This is a genomic window from Bradyrhizobium sp. USDA 4011 (assembly GCF_054063415.1).
In genome coordinates this window covers 101,041-121,320 of the sequence record NZ_JBSSGG010000001.1, presented here as the reverse complement: position 1 = coordinate 121,320, position 20,280 = coordinate 101,041, and the positions used below count along the sequence as shown (strand labels likewise).

At 63.7% G+C, this 20,280-nt stretch carries 19 protein-coding genes; 17 read left to right on the top strand and 2 right to left on the bottom strand.

Annotated features, from left to right (window positions below; translation table 11 throughout):
- Positions 1-4 precede the first annotated feature (4 nt).
- The 7 genes from ACVW1C_RS00520 to ACVW1C_RS00490 all read left to right on the top strand — a co-directional run bounded on the left by ACVW1C_RS00520 (position 5) and on the right by ACVW1C_RS00490 (position 7,514).
- Positions 5-253, top strand: a complete 249-nt coding sequence (locus tag ACVW1C_RS00520) for a hypothetical protein (protein ID WP_092114341.1) — start codon at positions 5-7, stop codon at positions 251-253.
- Positions 254-321: 68 nt separating this feature from the next.
- Positions 322-1,803: a phage tail tube protein gene (locus tag ACVW1C_RS00515; RefSeq protein WP_456756701.1), complete on the top strand. Its 1,482-nt coding sequence runs from the start codon at positions 322-324 to the stop codon at positions 1,801-1,803.
- A 171-nt stretch (positions 1,804-1,974) separates the two neighbouring features.
- Complete coding sequence (locus ACVW1C_RS00510; protein ID WP_456756700.1) at positions 1,975-2,388, top strand: hypothetical protein; 414 nt, start codon at positions 1,975-1,977, stop codon at positions 2,386-2,388.
- Positions 2,313-2,822, top strand: a complete 510-nt coding sequence (locus tag ACVW1C_RS00505; RefSeq protein WP_456756699.1) for a phage tail assembly chaperone — start codon at positions 2,313-2,315, stop codon at positions 2,820-2,822. The genes ACVW1C_RS00510 and ACVW1C_RS00505 overlap by 76 nt, the downstream gene beginning before the upstream one ends.
- On the top strand, positions 2,782-6,615 hold the full coding sequence (locus ACVW1C_RS00500) for a phage tail length tape measure family protein (protein WP_456756698.1): 3,834 nt from the start codon (positions 2,782-2,784) through the stop codon (positions 6,613-6,615). The genes ACVW1C_RS00505 and ACVW1C_RS00500 overlap by 41 nt, the downstream gene beginning before the upstream one ends.
- A gap of 3 nt (positions 6,616-6,618) precedes the next feature.
- Positions 6,619-6,990 (top strand): hypothetical protein, encoded by a 372-nt coding sequence (locus ACVW1C_RS00495; protein ID WP_456756697.1) that lies wholly within the window; start codon positions 6,619-6,621, stop codon positions 6,988-6,990.
- The gene (locus ACVW1C_RS00490) at positions 6,990-7,514 is read left to right on the top strand and encodes a DUF1833 family protein (protein ID WP_456756696.1); all 525 of its coding nucleotides are present in this window, start codon (positions 6,990-6,992) and stop codon (positions 7,512-7,514) included. Before ACVW1C_RS00495 ends, ACVW1C_RS00490 begins: the two co-directional genes overlap by 1 nt.
- A gap of 120 nt (positions 7,515-7,634) precedes the next feature.
- On the opposite strand, the gene ACVW1C_RS00485 is transcribed toward ACVW1C_RS00490, so the two are convergent.
- The gene (locus ACVW1C_RS00485; protein WP_456756695.1) at positions 7,635-8,342 is read right to left on the bottom strand and encodes a Crp/Fnr family transcriptional regulator; all 708 of its coding nucleotides are present in this window, start codon (positions 8,340-8,342) and stop codon (positions 7,635-7,637) included.
- A gap of 452 nt (positions 8,343-8,794) precedes the next feature.
- Here ACVW1C_RS00485 and ACVW1C_RS00480 point away from each other — a divergent pair, with 452 nt between their 5' ends.
- From ACVW1C_RS00480 to ACVW1C_RS00455, 6 genes are all read left to right on the top strand, one after another.
- A complete protein-coding gene (locus ACVW1C_RS00480; RefSeq protein WP_456756694.1) occupies positions 8,795-9,187 on the top strand; it encodes a response regulator in 393 nt (130 codons plus the stop codon).
- Between the two features lie 487 nt (positions 9,188-9,674).
- Positions 9,675-10,097 carry a hypothetical protein gene (locus tag ACVW1C_RS00475; protein ID WP_456756693.1) on the top strand — a complete coding sequence of 141 codons (423 nt, stop codon included), beginning with the start codon at positions 9,675-9,677 and terminating at the stop codon, positions 10,095-10,097.
- A gap of 1 nt (position 10,098) precedes the next feature.
- Positions 10,099-13,980 carry a host specificity factor TipJ family phage tail protein gene (locus ACVW1C_RS00470; protein WP_456756692.1) on the top strand — a complete coding sequence of 1,294 codons (3,882 nt, stop codon included), beginning with the start codon at positions 10,099-10,101 and terminating at the stop codon, positions 13,978-13,980.
- A complete protein-coding gene (locus tag ACVW1C_RS00465) occupies positions 13,977-14,459 on the top strand; it encodes a phage tail assembly chaperone (RefSeq protein ID WP_456756691.1) in 483 nt (160 codons plus the stop codon). Before ACVW1C_RS00470 ends, ACVW1C_RS00465 begins: the two co-directional genes overlap by 4 nt.
- Positions 14,460-14,477: 18 nt before the next feature.
- On the top strand, positions 14,478-16,334 hold the full coding sequence (locus ACVW1C_RS00460; RefSeq protein WP_456756690.1) for a hypothetical protein: 1,857 nt from the start codon (positions 14,478-14,480) through the stop codon (positions 16,332-16,334).
- A 4-nt stretch (positions 16,335-16,338) separates the two neighbouring features.
- The gene (locus tag ACVW1C_RS00455; RefSeq protein ID WP_456756689.1) at positions 16,339-16,587 is read left to right on the top strand and encodes a hypothetical protein; all 249 of its coding nucleotides are present in this window, start codon (positions 16,339-16,341) and stop codon (positions 16,585-16,587) included.
- A 26-nt stretch (positions 16,588-16,613) separates the two neighbouring features.
- On the opposite strand, the gene ACVW1C_RS00450 is transcribed toward ACVW1C_RS00455, so the two are convergent.
- Positions 16,614-16,856 (bottom strand): hypothetical protein, encoded by a 243-nt coding sequence (locus tag ACVW1C_RS00450; protein ID WP_456756688.1) that lies wholly within the window; start codon positions 16,854-16,856, stop codon positions 16,614-16,616.
- Positions 16,857-17,795: 939 nt separating this feature from the next.
- Between ACVW1C_RS00450 and ACVW1C_RS00445 the strand changes: the two genes are divergently transcribed.
- Genes ACVW1C_RS00445 through ACVW1C_RS00430 form a run of 4 tightly spaced genes read left to right on the top strand, consistent with a single transcriptional unit; the run spans position 17,796 to position 20,140 of the window.
- A complete protein-coding gene (locus tag ACVW1C_RS00445; RefSeq protein ID WP_456756687.1) occupies positions 17,796-19,046 on the top strand; it encodes a peptidoglycan-binding protein in 1,251 nt (416 codons plus the stop codon).
- Positions 19,043-19,444, top strand: coding sequence for a hypothetical protein (locus ACVW1C_RS00440; RefSeq protein ID WP_456756686.1), 402 nt, complete (start codon positions 19,043-19,045; stop codon positions 19,442-19,444). Before ACVW1C_RS00445 ends, ACVW1C_RS00440 begins: the two co-directional genes overlap by 4 nt.
- Positions 19,431-19,757, top strand: a complete 327-nt coding sequence (locus tag ACVW1C_RS00435; RefSeq protein ID WP_456756685.1) for a hypothetical protein — start codon at positions 19,431-19,433, stop codon at positions 19,755-19,757. Before ACVW1C_RS00440 ends, ACVW1C_RS00435 begins: the two co-directional genes overlap by 14 nt.
- Positions 19,754-20,140, top strand: a complete 387-nt coding sequence (locus ACVW1C_RS00430; protein WP_456756684.1) for a hypothetical protein — start codon at positions 19,754-19,756, stop codon at positions 20,138-20,140. Before ACVW1C_RS00435 ends, ACVW1C_RS00430 begins: the two co-directional genes overlap by 4 nt.
- The last annotated feature ends 140 nt before the right edge of the window (positions 20,141-20,280 follow it).

Sequence of the window (20,280 nt, the reverse complement as noted above, 5' to 3'; positions counted from 1 at the left end):
TCGAATGGACGAGCACGACGTTCTCAAGCCCTTCAATACCGTGAACCGGCGCTTCAGGCCCGATGACGAGCGCTGCAACGTGGTGCGCTCCGATGATCATCTCGAGCCGCACTCGATCGAGACACTGAAGGCCCGCGGCTTCATTAAGGAGCGCGGCGAGGCTGTAGCGCTGCCGACGTCTGTGGCGGCGGAGGTGCCCCCGAACAAGCTTGAGGTGAGCCGGCCGGCCACCCCAGCGACCTCCGAGAAGTAACTCACCCCATCCATCGCTGACCTCACGCAAGGCGCCTCATCGGGCGCCTTTTTCATTGGGAGAACGCCGTGACCTCATCCAACCGTACGCAACTCGCTCTCGTTCGGGAGATCACGCCCGGCGTCACCCCGACGACGCCGCGCATGCGCAAGGTCAGGATGACCGGCGAGTCCCTTTCGTTGGCGCCTGTCTACGTTGACTCGGAAGAGATCCGCGATGACCGCATGCTCGGCGACGCGATCAAGACGAACGAGACGACCAACGGCGGCATCAATGGCGAGATCTCCTTCCCCGACGATCTCTCGCCGCTGTCTGAGCTCATCATGTCGGCGTTCGAGAATGGCTGGGTCAACACCCCGGTGTTCTTCAATGATGGCACCCCGGACAGCGTCATCACCGACGCCGGCACGACGCCGGCCACGTACGCCGTGGTCGCCAACGGTACCGACGTCAAGGCCGGCATGCTGGTTCGGGCGAACGGCTTCGGCCAGGCCGCTAACAACCAGGTGTTCAAGGCGACGGCTTCGACCGGCACCACGATCGGTGGCGGCACCGGCATGGTCGCCGAAGCTGCTCCTCCCGCCACAGCGCGCTTGAAGGTCGTCGGCTTCGCTGGTGCGGCCGGCGACATCACGGCGCTCGTGGATGGTCTGGGTTCGACGGCTCTCGACTTCACGACGCTCAATCTTACCGTGGGGCAGTGGGTCAAGGTCGGTGGCGGCGCGGACACCACGACTTTTGCGTTCCTGGTGGCAGCCGGCGCCAAGCCGCGCGCCGCGGCTTATGCCCGCATCAGCGCGATCGCCGCCAACAAGCTGACGCTGGACAACCTGCCGTCGGGGTGGGCGGCCGATGCCGGTGCCGGCAAGACGGTCTGGGTCTTCGTCGGCGACCAGATCAAGAACGGCGTTACGCCCAACTCGATGACGATCGAGAAGGGGTTCCTCGGCATGCAGACGCCGGCGTTCATCAAGTACCTCGGCATGCGCGTGAACACCTTCAACGTGGACATGCAGAGCGGCGACAAACTGAAGTGGTCCGCGGATTTCTTGGGTCTCGGCGGTGACGAGGATACCGTCACGCTCGACGCGTCTCCGGATCCCGTGAGCACCGGCGTCGTGATGGCGGCGAATGCCAACGTCGGCCGTCTTGGCGTCAATCAGGCGCAACTCGGATCGCCGAACTGGGCGAAGGGCTTTTCGGTGCAGATCAACAACAATCTGCAGGCGCTGGATGCCGTCGACTCGGACGCACCGGTTGCGATCGACGACGGCGAATGCACCGTCACCGGCAAGCTGACCACCTATTTCGGCAGCCTGGCCGAGGTGCAGGCCTTCCGCAACGGCACCCCGCGCAACATCAACTCGCGGGCTCAGAAGAACGGCCAAGCGCTGATATGGCAAGTGCCGCGGGCTCTTTACCGCGGTGGCGGCAACCCGCAGGCCACGGCCAAGAACACGCAGGTCATGGCCGACTTCGACTACCAGGCCTCGCAGGACATCGCGACCAACGCGCACATCCTGCTCGATCGCTTCGAGTACGTCGAATAGCGCCAACCGCACGCCGATTTACCAATCAACAACGTCGCGCGTGCGCGCGGCGTCCCCGAGATATCAGCGATCAGGACCGGTCGGTGCCGGTAGAGGATTGGTGTCCTCATGATCGCTGGTTCACCCCCTGGCACCCCGCCAGGCTTCCCTTGCTCACCAAGGTGACACCAAATGACATCCCCCAAGAAGGTAGTAGTTCTCGAGTCCCTGGCCGCAGATCGTCAGAAGGAGCACGAAGGCGACTGGATCAAAGCGAAGGATCTCGACCCCAACATCCGCTGGTTCGTACGGTCCACGAACTTCCCCGAGTTCAAGACTGCGCGCGACGCCGAGGTCAGGGAACTGAGCGCGAAGTACGACGGCGATCCGATTCCGGAAGACGTGAATGCTGAGGTGATGGGACGGCTCGCCGTCGAGCACCTGCTCATGGGCTGGGACGGCCTCGACGTGCCATTTAGCCAAGAGACCGCGCAGAAGATCCTGACTGACGAGGATTTCCGAAAGGTGCGGTGGTCGGTTTATCTGGCGGCAAGCCAAGTCGGTGTCCGCGAAGTCCGATACACGACGGTCGCCGCAAAAAACTGAGGGCCGCCCTTCGCTACGATCTTGAGCAGAAGGGCGTAGACGAGTGGCTCGTCGAGCTCGCCGAAGAAGACCGTGACGCCGAAGAGCTCGTCGCGCAGGCGCGGCGGCCGCGCGACGCAAAATGGCCCGCCTGGTCCGAGACCTATCTCCGGGCATGGCGGGCACTTCAATACGATCGGCAATACGGCGCCATGGGCGGCCAGTCGCCGATCTCCTTCCTCTCCATCGATACCTATGCGCGCCGCTACAAGGTCAGCGGCATGGAGTTCGAGCTCTTCCTGGCATTCGTGACTGCCTTGGACGAGGAATATCTCGAGCACGTCCAGCGCAAGGCCGATCAGGAGAAGGAAGCAGAGGAAGAACGTAAGCGGATCAGAGAGGGAGGACACGCATATGGCGGGAGTAGCGCTGTCGTCACTCCGGGTCAGTTCTGACTTCGACGCCTCGGGCTATGTCCGGGGCGCGCAGCAGAAGGTCGACGCCGACAACAAGATGATTGCGAGCGACAAGGCTCGCAATGCGGCTCTGGCGCAGTCGGACGCCGCGCTGGCCAAGATCCCGGGCGGCATGACCTCGGTCAGCAAGGCGCTGCTGGATGGTTACGGCGCAGGCGCCCAGTTCGAGGCAATCATTCGCCGGATCGGCAACGCCGCAGACCGCGGCATGGGTCTCGATCGCGTCAATCTGCTCCTGGACGCGGCTTATCAGAAATTCGGCCTCACCGCCGATGCCGCGTCGCTCGCTGAGAAGGGTTTCGTCTCGATTTCGGGCGCCGTCGGCCGGCTGAACGGGCAATATTCAGTCCATGCCGAGGTCGCGGCGCGCGCGGCTGCAGCGATCGAGCAATTGACGGTGGCTCAGCGGTCCCAGGCGGCGATCAACTCGCAGTTTGGCATCGGTGGCGAGACCAAATCAGCGCAGGAAAGCGCTGACGCCTTCCTTGCCCAGTACGGCGGCCTCGAAGGCATCGCGCGGAGCAAGGCGGCGGAAGCCGGAGCGGCGTTCTCGCAGGATCTCGACCGGCTCATGATCGCCGGTACCGCGAAATCGGCGAAGGACGCCGCGGGCGTGTTCGACGCCAACCTGCGGCAGCTGGAGGACGTCGCGCGGATGCGCGCGGAGCAGGCCGGCTCCAATTTCCAGCGCAGTTTGACGGAGGCGCTTGGTGGCGGCGGCGCCCCGGCAACGTCGAAGGGCGCGACCTATGAGGCGCTTGCCGCACAGGTGCAGCGGCTCGACCAGATCGAGCAGGCTCGGGCTGCCCATATCGCTGCAAGCACCCAGCAGTCGGTCGCGCAGACCTATGGCTACGACCAGGTCACCAAATCGGCCCGGGAGTCGGCCGCCGCGTTCATGGAGATCGACGCCGCCGGCGCCGCCATGGCCGCCGAGTTCGATGAGGCTATCGCGGCCGAGCAGAAGATGACCGCCGCCGCGGAGCAACTGCGCGCCAAGATCGCGCCGCTCGAGACCGAGTTCCAGCGCCTCGGCGCCGAGATGGCTTCGTACAAGAAGCTGCTGGCCGACGGATACATCTCGACCGGAGAGTACGAGCAGGCGCAGGTGATGCTGGCGAAGCGTCTCACCGACGTCCAGCAGCAGCTGAAGAACGCGAGCACCACCGGCCGTGTCGCCTCTGGCGAACTCGTCAATCTGTCCTATCAACTGAACGACGTTCTCACCGGCCTCGCGCTCGGTCAGTCGCCGTTCATGATCCTGGCGCAGCAGGGCGGCCAGGTCTTCCAGATATTCCAGTCGTCCAAGGCGAGCATCACGGACTTCGCCGGCGTAATCGGTTCGAAGTTCCTCGGCCTGCTCAGCGTCGGCCGGGTCGTCTGGGGCGGCATCGCCGGCGCGATCGGGCTTGGCGTCGCGGCGCTGATCTCGTTTCAGGACAAGCAGTCGGAGGTAAACCGATCGCTCCTCGGCGCCGGGCGCGCCAGCGGAGCCACGCCGGGCAGCATCAACTCGATCGCTAGCGCCGGCGCGTCGAGATCTGGGTTTTCCGAAGCGGAGGCACGGTCGTTCGCCGCAGCGCTGGCGCAGACCGGCAAGATCGCCAACGACAACATCTTGCCGATCGTCAAGATGGGCAAAGACATCGCGACGATCTACGGCACAGACGCCACGGAAGCGGCGAAGATGCTTGCCGACGCCTTCTCCGATCCGGTGAAGGGGGCGGAAGACCTCAATCAGCGCCTCGGCTTCTTGGATGCCGCGACGAAGCAGAACATCTCGGATCTCGTCGCCCAGAACAAGGCTTATGCCGCCCAGCAGGTGCTGGCCACCGCTGTCAAATCGAGCCTGGTCGATGTTGCGAACACCGTTTCGACGACACGGACCGCATGGACGGCACTCGGTAACGCTGTTTCGAACGCCTGGGACTCGATCGGCAAGAGCATCTACAACGTCCTGAACCCGATACAGGGCCTCGACGCGCAACTGGATGCCGCCAAGCGCAAGCTCGACCTCCTTCAGAAGACCGGAGGGCGAACTGTCGACCCGGATACCGGTTTGCTGCAGGGGTATATCGCGGATCCCGCTGCAATTGCCGCCGCCCAGGCGCAGGTCGACAAGCTCACCGCCGCGCTCCAGCGCCAGAAGACGGCTGCGGAGGATGCCCGGAATGCACAGCAGTCGCTGGCGCAGCAGCAGGCCATCCGGACCGCGCTGCCGATCATCGGCCAGACGCAGGATCTCGAGAACCAACTGAAACTGCTCCAGGACCTGGCCGCGGCTCCGGACGTCGACCAAAAGCTGGCCAAGGTCGGCCAGAGCATGGATCAGTTGCAGCGCTCGATCGCGGCGACCAGCGCCGCGCTTGCGGCCTTGCCGAAGAACGCCCTGGTCGACTTCCTTGGCGCCGCGGCAAGCCCAGCCGAGCGCCTCGCCGCCGGCCTCGAGCAGATCCGCGCCAAGTCCGCCCAGATCAACGCTTCGCCGGCGGATACCGGCCGCGCGACGTCGGCTCTGCAACTCAATATCGCCTCCAGCGTCCAGTCGGCGCGCATGTCGGCGCTGGGCCAGTCCGCCAGCGTGCTCGACAGCGTCCGGCAGAAGACGCTCGAACTCCAGCGCGCCCAAGAAGCCGGCGCCGGCCTGACGGCGAAGCAGATCAAGGATCAGTTGGATCTCGCCCGCGCGCAGGCCGACGGGTCGCTCCAGATCAAGGCGCAGGCCGACGCGCTTACGATCCAGACGGCGACCATCGGCATGTCCGCCGGTGCTGCGACCGAGTACGCGGCCAGGATGACGGCCCTGACCGATGCCGTTCGCAACCACAAGGATCTGACCGAACAGGACAAGGCGGCGATTGACGCCCAAGCCAAGGCCATTGGGGCGACGGCGCGGGCGAATGCCCTGAAGCAGATCCAGAACGACATCCGCTTCGGTTCCCAGACCTCGCTTTTGTCGCCCGACGACGTCCAGATCGCGCAGCAACTGAAGACGCTCTATCCGGATGTCGCGACGGCACTGGGCTCGGTCGAAGCCGCAGCTCTCCGCACCAACGCGGCGTTTGCATCGGTCTCCTCGACCGTCTCCAGCGATCTCGTAACCGGCATCACCGACGCGCTCGACGGGACCAAGAGCTTCGGCCAGGCGTTCTCCGACACGTCGAAGCTGGTGATCCGCGCGATCGAGGAGATGATCGTCAAGCTGCTGGTGGTCGGCCCGCTGATGCGGAGCCTGCAGAGCTCGTTCGGCGGCCTGACCGGCGGCGGTCTTAATTTCCGCTCGCTCCTAGGCTCGAGCGGTGTCACTTACGGCACCCCAGGCGCCGGCGGCAGCAACCTGTTTGGCCCGCTGGCGCCAAGCGCGCGGGGCAACATCTTCGCCGGCGGCAACATCATCCCGTTCGCGCGTGGTGGCGTCGTGACTCGACCAACCCTGTTCCCGATGGCGAACGGCGGCACCGGTCTGATGGGCGAGGCTGGCGAGGAGGCCGTCATGCCGCTGCGCCGTGGTCGCGACGGCCGTCTCGGGGTCTCAGCAGGCGGATTCGGCGGAGCCGCGAACGACAACGGCGCCTCCGGCAACGTGACCGTAAACATCTATAATGCGCCGGCGGGCTCGGATCCGCAGACCAGCGTCAGCCGGACGAACAACGGCAGCCAGGTGGACATCGTGTTCAAGAACGCCGTCACCGGTCTGATGGTGGACGACGCTGCGAAGAATGGCCCGATCTCTCAGGCCATCTCATCCCGTCAGCGCGGCTTCGGGAGCTAAACAATGGCCCTCCCGACCTGGCCGGCGGTCAATTATCGACCGCAGAAAAGCGGCTTCCAGATCCAGAAGCGTTTTCTTGATCCGATCGCGACCGACATGGATGGCGGCAATACCCGCGAGCGGCCGCGGCCCGGCGACAATGTCGGAACGGTTGTGCAGACGATCAACCTGACGCTTGCCGAGCATGACGTCTTCGTGGCTTGGGTCCGCGACACGATCGGCAACGGGAGCGGGCGGTTCACGGCGAGCATCTGGCTCGGATCGGCCTATGTCCCCAAGCCGTGCAAGTTCGCCAAGGGTGGCAAGCCGTCCTACGTTCCGGTCGGGACAAGGTATGTCGCCGTGTCCATGACACTGATGGTGTTTGACCTCTGATGGCGAGTCACAGCGAAGCCTTGCTTGAGGCATATGCGTCGTGTCCGCCGAGCGCGCGCGTCTATCACACGCTCGAGATATGGCAGTCGTCATTCGATGTTCCGGCGCGGGTTGTCGCCAATGTCGGCGACGATATGGCCTTTGGGCTCGAGGCGGGCGCGCCGCGCAACGCCGGTGAGACCGTGACATTCATCGCGTGTCCGTTCCAGGCCAGCTATCCGGAGCAGAAGGAAGGCCAGCCGCCGTCGACCACAATCAAGATCGACAACGTCAACCGCGAGTTGGTGCCGAAGATCCGCGCGGCGCAGGGGACGCGGGAATATATCCAGGTGCTTTATCGCGAGTACCTCGGCAGCGACCTGACCGAGCCGGCCTATGGGCCGATCGAATTCGAGCTGCGCAGCGTGCAGATGGTCGGGGCATCGCTGACCGGGACGGTCATGGTCAAAAACCTGCAGAACAAGCGGTTTCCGCGCGCCACGAAGAATTACGATTACGTGCAGTTTCCGTCCCTGCTCCCCTAGTGGCGGGACGTCCAGCAAGAGGTCGGCTCGTCCTTCGTTGGCGATAGTCTGCTCAAGCCCTGTACCCGTCTTGCTCGAGAATGTCAGTTTGGGGAGCAGCTCAACTTTCGCTTCCGCCGATCAATTTGTCAGGGTCGCCTCATGCTCGACAAGCGTCTGATAGCATTCGCACGACATTCGCTCCAAGGAGCCGCGGTCCAGTATTCTAATTACGCCTCGCGAGTAGGTGATAATGCCTTGATCCTGTATCTTGCGGGCCACCTCTGTCACAGATGTCCTTCGCACTCCCAGCATATCGGCAAGCAGTTCTTGCGTCAGCGTGATGGTATCGCTCGCTGCGCGATCGGCCGACTGCAATAGCCAACGGCAAAAACGTTGGTCGATTGGATGCAGCGCATTACAGGCTGCCGTAATGCGAGCTTGGGTTAAGAGGACTTCATTATAGCGTATGCAGAGGTCTCGTATCGCTTGGCTTGAGGCGACCGACCTCCTGAAAGCGGCTGACGAGATCCTGCTGGCTGTCATTGGCAGTTGAACGTTCACCCGGACGAGCGATTTGTAGAGACCCAATCCCGCCATTGCGCCAATTACGCCTTCGCGGCCGACAGTCGCGGTTTCGATAGCCTTGCCGTCACGCATTACCGCGAGGAACGAAAACATGCCGTACTGAGGGAAATAGACCTGTTCGACTTCGGTGCCTACCTCGTACACAGAAGTGCCTTGCGGCAACACCACGGTCGTCAGATGGACCGCGAGCGCACTAAACTCGCTGGGCGGCAGAGACGCGAGCAGCCTGTTGTCGAGCGGCGTGGGCGAAGGTGCGTGCAACTGCGGTATCCGTACCCGGTCGGTCGGGCGATATACCGCAGGGTGATGGGTGCGAGCTCCGAGGGGACGCTCCGCGCGGGATACGGGTTACATTAAGTGTACCGGCAGTCCGTGTCGGTCCGGTTTCCATCTTAAGCCGACCTTCTGCCGATTCACGCTGAGGTGCCTTGCTGTAAGGTCATGCGTGCTTTCCCGTCAGAAAGCTGGGGTCCGTCAGAGCCTGGTATGTCGGACTTCCGACAATGACATTGACTCAGATACAAGTCGGCTCTGCCGTAGCTCCGCCACTTCTTCTTATGTAATGGGCGCTTCTAGGAACGAAGAGTCAACAACCGAATTGGCCCCCTTGCACCGCCTATGTCCGGTTTCCGACAAAATACGAACAAGGTGAATCTGCGCTTGGATGCAGGTTCGAACGCGATCTGCGATTATTCGACGTTTAGTAGGGGCCGATGCAGCACTTAGCTGGCAGTCGCCCGGTTGTGCTCGTTGTCGAGGACGAGACGCTTCTGCGATGGCATGCCGTGGCAATGATCGAGGACGCCGGTTTCGATGTGATCGAGGCTGGAAACGCGGCCGAGGCTATTTCCGTGCTGGAAGTCCGTACAGACATTCGTGTGATCTTCACGGATATCCAGATGCCGGGTTCAATTGACGGGCTGCGGTTAGCCCACCTGGTGCGAAACCGCTGGCCGCCGATCAAGATCATTGCAACCTCGGGCCTACTGAGGCTTCGAGACTACGAGTTGCCGGAGGGCAGCCGGTTTTTGCCGAAGCCGTATTCCGTCGAGGCGATCACCGGCACGTTGCGGGAGCTATTGGACAAAGGGGCAAGCGGCGCCTAAACCCAACCGACGTCTTACTCCGGCGACCGGAGACCAGGTGACGTAAGCCATTCGTTTATGTGGGATGCCGTGTCCAACTGTCTGATCTTTTTAAGTAGCGCATCCCTGTCGGGACCACTCGCAAGATCGGCAATCTTTTCCTTCAGCCTAGCTCTCTCGGCCGCGATCTGATCTTCGAATTTGTGCGGTAAGGATCGGCGACGTTGCATGACACAAACTCCGACTTACGGCTCCTAATCCGTAGGGTTCGAGGACGGACTTTCCCAAGATAAAAACGCTATCCAAGTCTCGGTTCCAGGGTGATTGCCGAAGAGTGATCTGTCAGTCCGATTTCCGACGCTCCACTGAAATTGGCTGCTGCGGATGCACCGCGGATCTCCGCTATGGCTCAAAAGTGCCCCTTGCGGTCATCAAGCCGACCGACGTCCGCTCTTTCTCAATGAGCTGACCTACCGTCAGTTACCTGCTAAGCCGTTTGGAAAGTAACGTGCTCTTGCCCATTAATCGCTCCTCATTCCTGTCGCCCCTGATCGGCGAGCCGTGGGCCTGGCAGTCCCGCAACTGCTGGGATTTCGCCTGCCATGTGCAGCGCGAGCTGTTCGGCCGCGAGCTGCCGCGAGTGACAGTGCCGGACGGTTTTTCCGCGCGCTGGGCGCTCGAGGAGATCGCCGGGCATCCCGAGCGCGCGCTCTGGCGCGAGGCGCCGGAAGGGCCGGGCGGCCTGGTGACGGCTGCTGACGGCGCCCTGGTGCTGATGGCGCGCCTGCGCTTTCCCGCGCATATCGGCGTCTGGATGCAGCCCGAGGCGCGCATCATTCACTGCGACGGCAAGACCGGCGTTGCCTTCGAGACCGTCCTGGCGCTGCGCCAGATGGGCTGGAAAAAGCTTTCCTTCTTCGAGCCAAGGTAACATGCACAGATCTGTCAAACGATTGCGGGCGCCGGAGATCGGCGCGCCGCGGCCGCGCGCTCGCCGTGCGCGGCGCAAAGCCCGCCAGCCAGTGCTGCACCTCGTGATGCCCGGCCTCGAGGCCGGCCGCGCCGAGCCGCGCCCGCGGGAGACCGTCACGGCTTTCCTGCGGCGGACCGGCTGGGCTGTGTGCGATCGGGAATTCGGCTGGCAGTTCAAGAAAGGCCTGCCGACCGTCCTCGAGATCAACGGCGAGGCCGTGTTGCGCAAGGATTGGCGGTCGCGGCGTATCGGATCGGCCGACGCGGTTCGCTTCATGTCCTATCCGCTCGGTGGAAATGGCGGCGGCAACGCCGTCAAGCAGGTCATCGGCCTGGTCGCGCTGGTCGCGGTTTCGGCGTTCGCCATCTGGGCCGGCCCGGCGCTGTTCGGAGCTGGAACGTTTGGCGCCTATGCCACGACGGCGGCGATCGGCGTCGGCGGCTCGCTGCTCGTCAACGCCCTGGTTGCGCCAAAAGCCGGCGCGACCAATACGCCGTCGGCGACGCAGGACCAGATCTATTCGGTTGCAGCGCAGGGCAACGTCGCCAAGCTTGGCCAGCCGCTGCCGGTCTGGTACGGCCGCGTAAAGGACTATCCGGATTTCGCCGCGACGCCTTGGGGCGAATTCGTCGGCAATGACCAATACCTCAACGTGCTGCTGTCGCCGACCATGGGCAGCATGGAATATGAGGCGATCTATGTCGACGACACGGTCCTGTGGGACTCAACCAACGGGATCTCGGAGACCTTTCCGGGCGCGCAGATCGCGTTCTATGAGCCGGGCGCGACAGTCACGCTGTTCCCGACCAACGTCGACCAGTCCTCCGAGGTGTCCGGCCAGCAGTTGCCCGATGGCAGCGGCACGGCCGGCGGCTTCTTCGTGTCGCCGAGCGCTACGACATCGGGCGCCTGGCTTGGTCCGTTCGCGGCCAATCCGCCTGGCACGCTGGCGCAGTCGATCGCGATCGACTTCGTCCTGCCGGGCGGCTGCGCGACCTTCAACCAGGGCGCTAACGGCGCAAAGATCGGCTACGCCCGCATTCCGCTGACAGCGGAATATTGCCCGATCAACGACGCCGGCGCGCAGATCGGCGCGTTCCAGACGCTGTTCTCCGGCGTATTCCTGTACGGCAGCAGCAGCCCGATCCGCGACAGCCGCAAGGTCGACGTCCCGCCGGGCCGCTATGCCGTGCGCTTTCGCCGCGATGACGCGGCATTCAGCACGGAGCTCGGCAGCAACCAGGCCATATGGGCCGGGCTGCGCGCGTTCCTGCAGGGCAACAATTCGTTTCCCGACGTCTCGACGGTCGCGATCCGCCTGCTGGCCTCGCAGTCGACCCAGGGCGCTTACAAGTTCGGCGTGCTCGGCACCCGCAAATTGCTGGTGTGGAACGGCGCGAATTTCGTGCTGCAGGCGACGCGCAATCCGGCGTGGGCGTTTCTCGACGCCGCGACCAGCGCGCAATATGGCTCCGGCCTGCCGATCTCAAAGGTCGATTTCAACGCGGTCATGAACCATGCTATCGGCTGCGCCAACCGCGGCGACACGTTCGATTATCGCTTTACGACAGCGGTCGCGGTCCCGGATGCGCTCGACAAGATCCTGACGCCGTCGAGGGCGCGGCACTTCTGGCTTGGCGACACGATCTCGATCGTGCGCGACGAATGGCGCGACGTCCCGACCATGATGCTGAGCGATCGCGAGATCGTGCGGGATTCAATGCAGGTCTCGTTCCAGATGCTGGGCGAGGAAGATCCCGACGCCGTCATCGTCGAATATCTCGACGAGGAAACCTGGCTGCCGGCGCAGGTCCAGTATCCGCCGAACGCTATTGGGTTCACTGCGACATCCGCCGAGACCAAGCGCGTCGACGGCATCGTGAACCGCGACCAGGCATTCCGCGAATGTGCGTTCTACTACCTGCAATCGATCTACCGGCGCGAGACGGTGCAGCTCGACGTCGAATACGAGGGCAGGGCGATCACTTATGGCTCCGTGGTGCGGGTGCAGTCCGCGCTGCCGATGGCTTATGGCTATGGCGGCGCCGTTGTGGCTGTCGCCGGCCGCACGCTGACGCTCAATCCCGCGCCTGGCTGGGACGGCGGCCCGACCTATATTCGCTTGCGGCAGGCCAACGGCAAATCGTTCGGCCCGATCCTGTGCACGGAGGGCGCGGACGCATCGCAGGCCGTGCTCGACGCCGGAAGCCTGGCCGCGGCGCAGACCGCGCAAGCGACGACGCTCGGGGCCGTCCTGGCCCGCGAGGATGGCGGCGAAGATCCGTCGTTCGAGATCGGCAGCGGGGACAACCAGTCGCGGCTTTGCGTCGTGCTCAACGGCGCGCCGCATGGCGATCAGTGCACGCTGGGCCTGGTCGTCGACGACCAGCGCGTCCATGCCACCGATCTCGGCAATCCGCCGGTGCTGCCGAGCCCGCAGTTTCCGAGCAACGACAAGGTGCCGCTGATTGCCGGCCTCAATGCCAGTTTCGGGCAGGGCACCGCCGAGCCGATGCTGTCGGCGAGCTGGTTCCCGGCCGCCGGCGCGCTCTACTACATTGCCGATGTCTCCTATGACGCCGGCGCGTCCTGGGCGCAGGTCTATGAGGGCGCGGCGAACCAGTTTGACCAGGTCGTGCAGAACGCGGCACTCCGGCTGCGCGTCCAGGCCGTCAACTCGGCCTTGCGCGGTCCCTATTCGACGGTCGACCTCCAGGCTCCGACCATTGTCATCTCGGATGGCGCGGTCGCGTTGAAATCGCTGCAAGAGGGCATCAAATACGCCGTTACGACCCTGCAGCAGCAGCACGCGCAGGACATCGCGGATCTCGAGACCGCGATGTCCGACCAGATGCGCCAGGTCGCGGCGCGGATCACGCTCGCCAAGCAGGCAGGCAACCAGCAGGCATGGGACCAGCTGCAGCAGGTCGAGAACCTGATCCAGGTGACGGCCGATGGCATCAACGCATCGGTCGACGACGTCCGGACCATTGCCTACGACACCCAGACCGCCTTCGCCGATTACAAGGTCACGGTTGCCGCGCAATTCGGCGACCTCGATGCCTCCGTGACCGAGCAGGCGAGCGCGATTGCGGCGCTCGACGGCATCGTCGGCGCGAGCTGGGGCGTCAAAATCAATGTCAATGGCGTTGTGACCGGCAGCATTCGCCTCGACGGCGGTGCGAACTGGTCCGCCTTCATCGTGCAGTCCGATAAATTCCAGGTCCAGCTCCCTGGCTATAACGGCGGTACGGCGATTCCTGTGTTCACGGTCGGCACACTCAACGGCCAGCCGGCAACCGGCTTGTCCGGAAACCTCTATCTCGACGGTGCCATCTATACCCGCATGATCGGCGCCGGCCAGGTGACGGCCGTCAACATTGCGACGGGTACGATCACGTCAGACAGCGGCGTCATCGGCGCGCTCAGCGTCAAGAGCCTCAGCATCGGCGACAACGCGATCATTACGCCGATCGTGCAGGGCGTCAGTGCAATCGCCGTCGGCGGTTCGACGACGGTCATCGTGGGGACCACGCTGTTCCTCGACACGACCGGGTTGGCCGGCAAGACGATGACGCTCTACTTGAATTGTCCGCTCGTGGTCTATGAGTCGGGCAGCATCTCGACCTCGTGCACGTTTACCGCTTCGCTCAACGGCGCTGTGGTCTCGCAGTATGCATTCTCAGGCCAGAACGTGTCTTTCACTCCGACGCTTTCGGGGTCGGTGCAGATCACGGCAACGGGCGGCGTGATGTCGATCCCTGTCAGCGTGACGATGAGCAATCCAGGCTTTTGGGGCGTCGCATCCGGTTCGATGTTTGTGATGGCGGCAAAGCGATGACGATTATCCACTTCTGCAGCGCGACCGGCTACATCCGGTCGTGGGGAAATGCCGAGCCGATCGACGGCAAGAGCCATTTCCCCGATCACGGCATCCTGCTGACCGCAGGCGATCGCGACATCGATCCGCTCGAGCATATGGTCGACGTCGCGCTGGTCGGGCCGTTTCAGAAGCCGGAGGACGTGATCGTCGCGCGTCCTGCTGTGGAAAAGCGCGCGCTTCTGATCGAGCGGATTGCGCTCGCCGTCGTGCTCGCGGTTTCCGCGGAGCTGGCGTCGACCGATCAATACATGGTGCCGGATCGGCCGGTCCCGAACCGCGATGCATGGGCCGCGTTCCGCCAGGCACTCCGCGGCCTTTCCAATCTGCCTGACGCGCCGACGATGGCGCGCAACTGGCCGGCCCGGCCTGACGCTGGCGCCGCGCCGCCGCAGATCCTCGACCTGTTGGCGCAGATCGATGCGCTCGCACCAAGCTGATTTCGGAGAGACCGATCCATGCCGAACCTGATCTATGCGACTGGCACCGTAGCCATCGGCGCCGGCGGCGTTTCCGTTGCCGGCGCCGGCGGCCCGCTCTGGGCGTCGAACGTTCAGCAATTCGATAAGCTGATCGTCGACGGCTTCGCCGGCGTCGACATTCTCGGCGTGACCGATGACACCCATCTCGTCATCGCCAAGTGGCCGTTTGCAGCGGTGTCGGCCGGGACCACGTACCAGATCCTGCAGACCAGTCCGCTGCGCTTCAATGGCGCGCAAAGCTCGGCCGAGGTCATCCGCCTGACCGGCGCGCTCGAGACTGACGGCTTCTTTGTGTTCGTGCGTTCCGATCGAACGGAGCCCGATCCGTCGAAAGGCGACGAGGGACAATACGCGCGGCAGCCGTCGACCGGGAAGGAGTGGCTTAGGACCGGCGGCGTGTGGGTTTACCAGGGCGTCAACAAGGCGCTCGGACAGCCGGCGCCTTATGATCCCGCGAAAACATACGCCCTCAATGACGTGGCGACGTTGAACGGTTCATCGTTCGTTTGGAGCAATGCGACGCCAGGCTCGGGGCACGCGCCGCCTGATGCGACGTACTGGCAATTGCTGGCAGCCAAGGGCGATACAGGCGCGACGGGGCCGCTGCCGTGGCTGCAGACGGCGACGTGGGCAACGGGCACGGCTTACGTTGTCGGGCCTCCGGCCAGCGTCATCGTTCATCCGGTGACCAGAAACATCTATCAGTGCCTCGTCCCTCATGTCGCGGGCACGTTTGCGACCGATCTCGCCGCCGGCAACTGGCTCCTGATCGGCCAGAGCCTGACCGAAGGGACAAGCACGACTTCAAAAACGATCGGGTTGGGGAGCACTCTATTCGCGACCCAGGCGGGCCTGTCCTATTTGAACGGCGCGCGTTTGCGCGCATCGTCGAACGGTTCGATCGGCAATTGGATGGAGGGTGTCGTCACCTATGATCCATCGACCGGCGCGTTAATTCTATACGTTGACAAGACGAATGGAGCCGGCACGTTCGCCGACTGGAATTTCAATCGTGTTGGTCAACCGGGCGCCGGTGATCTTTCGTCGGCGAACAACCTCTCCGATCTTGGAAGCGCGCCGGCTGCGATTAAAAATCTCGGCATTCCAGGCCTCCTCAGTGGCTATCTTGCCGGATTGAAGATCACTTCGCCTGGCGCCATTTCGACCTTTAGCGTCAGTGCCGGCGTGGCCTGCGATCGAAACGCTGGTGACATGATCGTTCTCAGTGCTGCACTGACAAAATCTAGTGCGGCTTGGGCAGCTGGCAACAACAACGGCTGCCTCGATACCGGGGCGCTCGCGAACGGTTTCTACCATGTCTTTGTCATCAAAAATCCGACGACGTCGGTCGTCGATGTGCTGATGTCCAAGAGCGCCACCGCGCCGACCTTGCCTGGCGGATACACGTTGTTCCGCCGCATCGGCGTCGTGTGGTTCAATAGCGGCGTCAACTTCTCGAACCTCTTGCAGCGCGGCAGGGAGTTTTTCTGGCCCGGCTCGGCGCTGGATGTAAGCACGACGATCGGAACGACGTTGCAGACGTTCGCGCTCGCCAGTTGCCCAACTGGTGTCAGGGTGCAGGCCCTGCTGAACGTCATTGCGTGGAACAGCACTCAAAACACAACGTGGTGGACGCACGAAACCGGTCTGACCGACAACGCTCCAAGCTACTCGATCGGTGCAAACGGTTTGGAAGCCTCTACCGCGACTTCCGGCAACGCAGCCGACCTGCGCGTTTGGACGGACACGTCAGCGCAAGTGTGCGCGCGATCGTCCGCAGCCGGCACGTCATATCGCTGCTTTACGCGCGGATGGTTCGATCCACTGGAGTGATGACATGGGATTTGTACAGCGAAACGGTGATGGCGCCATCGTTGGATGGTTCGCTTGCCAGCAACCGGCGCCGATCGTGACCGAGCAGGTCGCGGATGATGACCCGGCCGTCATAGCGTTTTTAAATCCGCCGGCGCCGGTGCCTGCCTACTGCAGCACGCTCGGCCTGAAACGGGCCTTCGACGAGCTCGGCGTCGGCCTCTCCGACGCGCAAGTCGACCAGCTCTTAATTCGCGCAAACGCCCTGGTCTGATCGGGCCAGCTTCCGTTCTGGCTTTTTCACACCTCACGGCGCTCGGGTGACATGTCGTGCGAATAGCGGGAACGCTCGACCGGGGCTAGCAGGGCGGCCATTTTTAGTGCCTGTGGGTCTCGCTCGCCCTTGGCCGCGCGAGCAAGAATTTGCGAAGCCATATCGGCCATCATCGTCGATGTGCGCTTGGATTGCGGAAGCGTCGCGGCAGCCTCATCGAGGACTGCTTTCATCAACTCGATTAGCTCAGGCTGAAACACTGATCCCATGGCATTTTCCTCACGCTACGCCCCGCCACATTTTGCCTAATCGCTAAGCGTCCGTCTGTCCGATACCGCACAGGTGCATGCGTTTTGCTGCGATGCAACGTCACGCTGGGTTTAGGTGGGGTGACCGGCGCCACCGGACCAAACAAAAGGCAGATACCGAGCGGCTATGCCGTCTTCCTAAGTCCGTCTCTCCAGGTCGATTGATTTCGGATTGGAGGCGAGGATTTGGAATAAGGCCCGATCTCCCGCGTACTTCGCAGCTCGTCGCGTCTTTTCTCGTCCGGCTAGTAATATCTTGCCGGACGGGTCGCGAACCTCCCATTCCCAGCCGCGTCTATGGCGGTCAGTCAAGACGACTTCTAACATTGTCGGAAGCGCCTAAGCCGCGGCTGGTGATGGCCGTCGCGGAACATTCACGGCGCCCAGCGCCGGAAGAAGTATTGACCTCGATAGCATTTCTATCGCGGTCTGCTCCTCCGAAAGGCGCCTTTCCACGTATTGACGCTCAAGTGCGGAGAGCTGGGTTTCGAGCAATCTGCGGTACCGATGGATGTTATTGCGATGGGTCCGCAACAACGCAAAATCTTCGTCGGTCATCGTCGTCATCCTTTGACGGTCGATTAATTCCTTAAAATATGGGAGGGCCTTGCCCGGTCGAAAACTTAGATCACAAGCTTCGACTGTCAAGGCCGGCTTGGGGCGATGAGGCCACGCTGTCGCGGCCGCCCTCACTCTCTGCCAATACTCGGTAGCCGTGCTCCATCGCCGCCAGATAGCGGCGAGTGAAGTCGTCTGTGGCCCGCTCTTTGGCGTTCCGACAGTGCTCGGCTCGGTTCCTGCAATCTTCAGGCGTCATCGTTCCTTCGATCCTTTGCTGTCAACGAGCGGCCTGAACGCCCGTTCCTTTCCTCTCGACTTCCACAACAAGGATTACCCACGATGACCAACGCAGCGGTTTCTGCGAGCGCTATCGATTTGCATGGAATCTCCCGTGCGACCTTTGACTTGATCGTCAGCGCCGAGGTCACCAGCCCGTCCTGGTATTCAAAGCATCTGCGCGGCACGACTTGGCCTGGCGAACAGTCCGGCGTGACGATCGGCTGCGGCTATGACGTCGGCCAGGCGACGCAGCGGCAGTTCCTGACCGACTGGTCCGGCAAGATCCCGGAAGCGATGTTGAAGGCGCTGGCGAAGTGCTGCGGGGTCACAGGGCCGGCGGCGGAAAAGCTGGCGCGCAAGCTGCGCGGCGTCGTCGATATCCCTTGGGACGTCGCGCTCGAGGTTTTCTCGAGCCACGACATTCCGCGTTATCTGGCGATCTGTCGGCGGCTGCTGCGGGGCTTCGACGAGCTCTCGCCGGATTGCAAAGGCGTGATCCTCTCGATCGCCTTCAACCGTGACGCGGGCGGCTTCAACAAGCCGGGACCGCGCTGGTCGGAGATGCGGCAGATCAAGGCCGCGATCGGCAGCGGCGAGCTCGCCAAGATCCCTGGCCTGATCCGCTCGATGAAACGGCTCTGGCCTGACAGCAAGGGCTTGCGCATCCGCCGCGACGACGAGGCGGCGCTATTCGAGCACGGCCTCGCAACGTCGCATCCGCATGAGCATGCGAAGCTCGCGACGACGCCGGCGCCGGTCGATCCGGACGCCGTCGCCTATGTGCAGGGACGGCTGCGGGAGCTCGGCTATTACGACGTCGGCCAGGTCGACGGCGAGCAATCGCCGCAGGGGCGGACCGAGGGAATGATCCTGGCCTATCGCAACGCGCGGGGCCTGCCGCTGACGCCCGCGATCGACGACCAACTGATCGCCGAGCTCGGCAGGCCGCAGGCGCCGCGGCCGGTCGCCGAGACGCGGGCGAGCGCGACCGTCGAGGATCTCCGCGACGAGGGCTCGCAGACCATCGCGCTGACCGATCGAGCCAAGGGATGGGCCGGCAAGATCTTCGGCAGCTCGACCGGCCTCGGCGGCGCCGGCGTGCTCGCCTGGCTCACAGACCGCGCGACGCAGGTCTCGGCCGCAAAGGACGCGGTCGGCGCTCTCGGTCTCACGCCTGGCGCGATCCAGGCGATCGCGATCGGCGTCGCGGCCCTGGTCGTCGTCGCCGGCGTCGGCATCCTGGTCTGGTTCGTCGCCGACCAGCTCGAGCGGCGCCGCCTGGCTGACTATCGCGCGGGGAAGCACGCATGAGCTGGATCGTCGCAATCGTCATGCGCCTGGCGGGCGTCGCCGGCGTCAGCCTCTCGCCCTTTGCCGCCGGCGCGCTGTTCGCCGGCGGCCTGGCCGTCATCGCCGGCGGCGCCGCGATCGCCGGCGGTGCGCATCTCTACAACGCCGGCTTTAGCTCGGCGGATGCCAAGTGCGAGGCGGCGCAGGTCGCCGCGCAGAATGCGCAATTGCAGGCGCGCCTCGCCGAGAAGGATCGCCAGCTCATTTTCGCCAACGCTTTGCAGCAGCGCGACGCCAGGCGCGCCGCCGCGGCCGAGGCGCAGATCCAGTCTAACCAGGGGGCAATCGATGCAACGCCAGCTAATCCCAACAAGTGTTTTACTCGCGACATGTCTCGCCGGGTGCGTGGCGTCCGGTAGCGTCGACAGACTGCAGCCTCCGCCTCCGGACGCGCCGAACATTCCAGCGCTTCCGGCGGACGTTGCCGCCTGCGAGCGCGCGCCGGTCGATCCGCCGGATCGCGAGCTCGACGGCGGCGAGATCGAGCGGCTCTGGAAAACCGACCGCGCGGCGCTGGCAAAGGTCAATGCCTGCCTGCGTCGCGCCGTCTGCCAATACCAGGACGTTCGCGAGGGCATCGGCCGGGTCGAGGGCGTTGCCTGCGAGAGCGCGCCGCCGGCGGAAAAGCCGGCGCACGGTTTCAGCCTGTTCAAGCGAAAGAAGGCGCAATGAGCGACGCGGTGACATGGGGTGCGATCGCGGCTGCGATTGGCTTGCTACTGACGATCATTGGCTTCTGGACGCGGTATTCCGACCGCATCACCAAGGCCGAGGCCGCTGCGGGAGCGGCGGCAACTGCTGCAGCGTCGGCTGCGGCCGCGGCGGCCGAGGTCAAGCGCGAGGCGCGGGAAGCGGCCGAGGAAGCGCGCACGCTCGCCGCAAAGCTCTACCAGGTCGAGATCTGGGCGCGTGACGAATTTGTCCGCAAGACGAGCTTTGAGAACGTGATCCGGCGGCTCGAGGCGGGCTTCGGCGAACTCAAGAGCGACATCGGCGGTCGGCTCGATCGCATGACCGATCGGATCGAGACCATCAAGGCCGGGGCGCACCAATGAATCGAAGCCGCGGTGTTCCGCGGCAAGCAAAAAGTACGCCGCCGGTTTCAGAAATACGGGCCCGGCGGCGTTTATTCCAAAACCTGGGCCCTGAATTCCCAAGCGCGAGCAAACGTCAGAACCCATGCCAGGTTTCATAT

Coding starts and splice junctions, on each gene's coding strand:
- ACVW1C_RS00520 (WP_092114341.1), top strand. CDS start 5: ATGGACGAGCACGACGTTCTCAAGCCCTTCAATACCGTGAACCGGCGC.
- ACVW1C_RS00510 (WP_456756700.1), top strand. CDS start 1,975: ATGACATCCCCCAAGAAGGTAGTAGTTCTCGAGTCCCTGGCCGCAGAT.
- ACVW1C_RS00500 (WP_456756698.1), top strand. CDS start 2,782: ATGGCGGGAGTAGCGCTGTCGTCACTCCGGGTCAGTTCTGACTTCGAC.
- ACVW1C_RS00495 (WP_456756697.1), top strand. CDS start 6,619: ATGGCCCTCCCGACCTGGCCGGCGGTCAATTATCGACCGCAGAAAAGC.
- ACVW1C_RS00490 (WP_456756696.1), top strand. CDS start 6,990: ATGGCGAGTCACAGCGAAGCCTTGCTTGAGGCATATGCGTCGTGTCCG.
- ACVW1C_RS00480 (WP_456756694.1), top strand. CDS start 8,795: ATGCAGCACTTAGCTGGCAGTCGCCCGGTTGTGCTCGTTGTCGAGGAC.
- ACVW1C_RS00470 (WP_456756692.1), top strand. CDS start 10,099: ATGCACAGATCTGTCAAACGATTGCGGGCGCCGGAGATCGGCGCGCCG.
- ACVW1C_RS00465 (WP_456756691.1), top strand. CDS start 13,977: ATGACGATTATCCACTTCTGCAGCGCGACCGGCTACATCCGGTCGTGG.
- ACVW1C_RS00460 (WP_456756690.1), top strand. CDS start 14,478: ATGCCGAACCTGATCTATGCGACTGGCACCGTAGCCATCGGCGCCGGC.
- ACVW1C_RS00455 (WP_456756689.1), top strand. CDS start 16,339: ATGGGATTTGTACAGCGAAACGGTGATGGCGCCATCGTTGGATGGTTC.
- ACVW1C_RS00450 (WP_456756688.1), bottom strand. CDS start 16,856: ATGGGATCAGTGTTTCAGCCTGAGCTAATCGAGTTGATGAAAGCAGTC.
- ACVW1C_RS00445 (WP_456756687.1), top strand. CDS start 17,796: ATGACCAACGCAGCGGTTTCTGCGAGCGCTATCGATTTGCATGGAATC.
- ACVW1C_RS00440 (WP_456756686.1), top strand. CDS start 19,043: ATGAGCTGGATCGTCGCAATCGTCATGCGCCTGGCGGGCGTCGCCGGC.
- ACVW1C_RS00430 (WP_456756684.1), top strand. CDS start 19,754: ATGAGCGACGCGGTGACATGGGGTGCGATCGCGGCTGCGATTGGCTTG.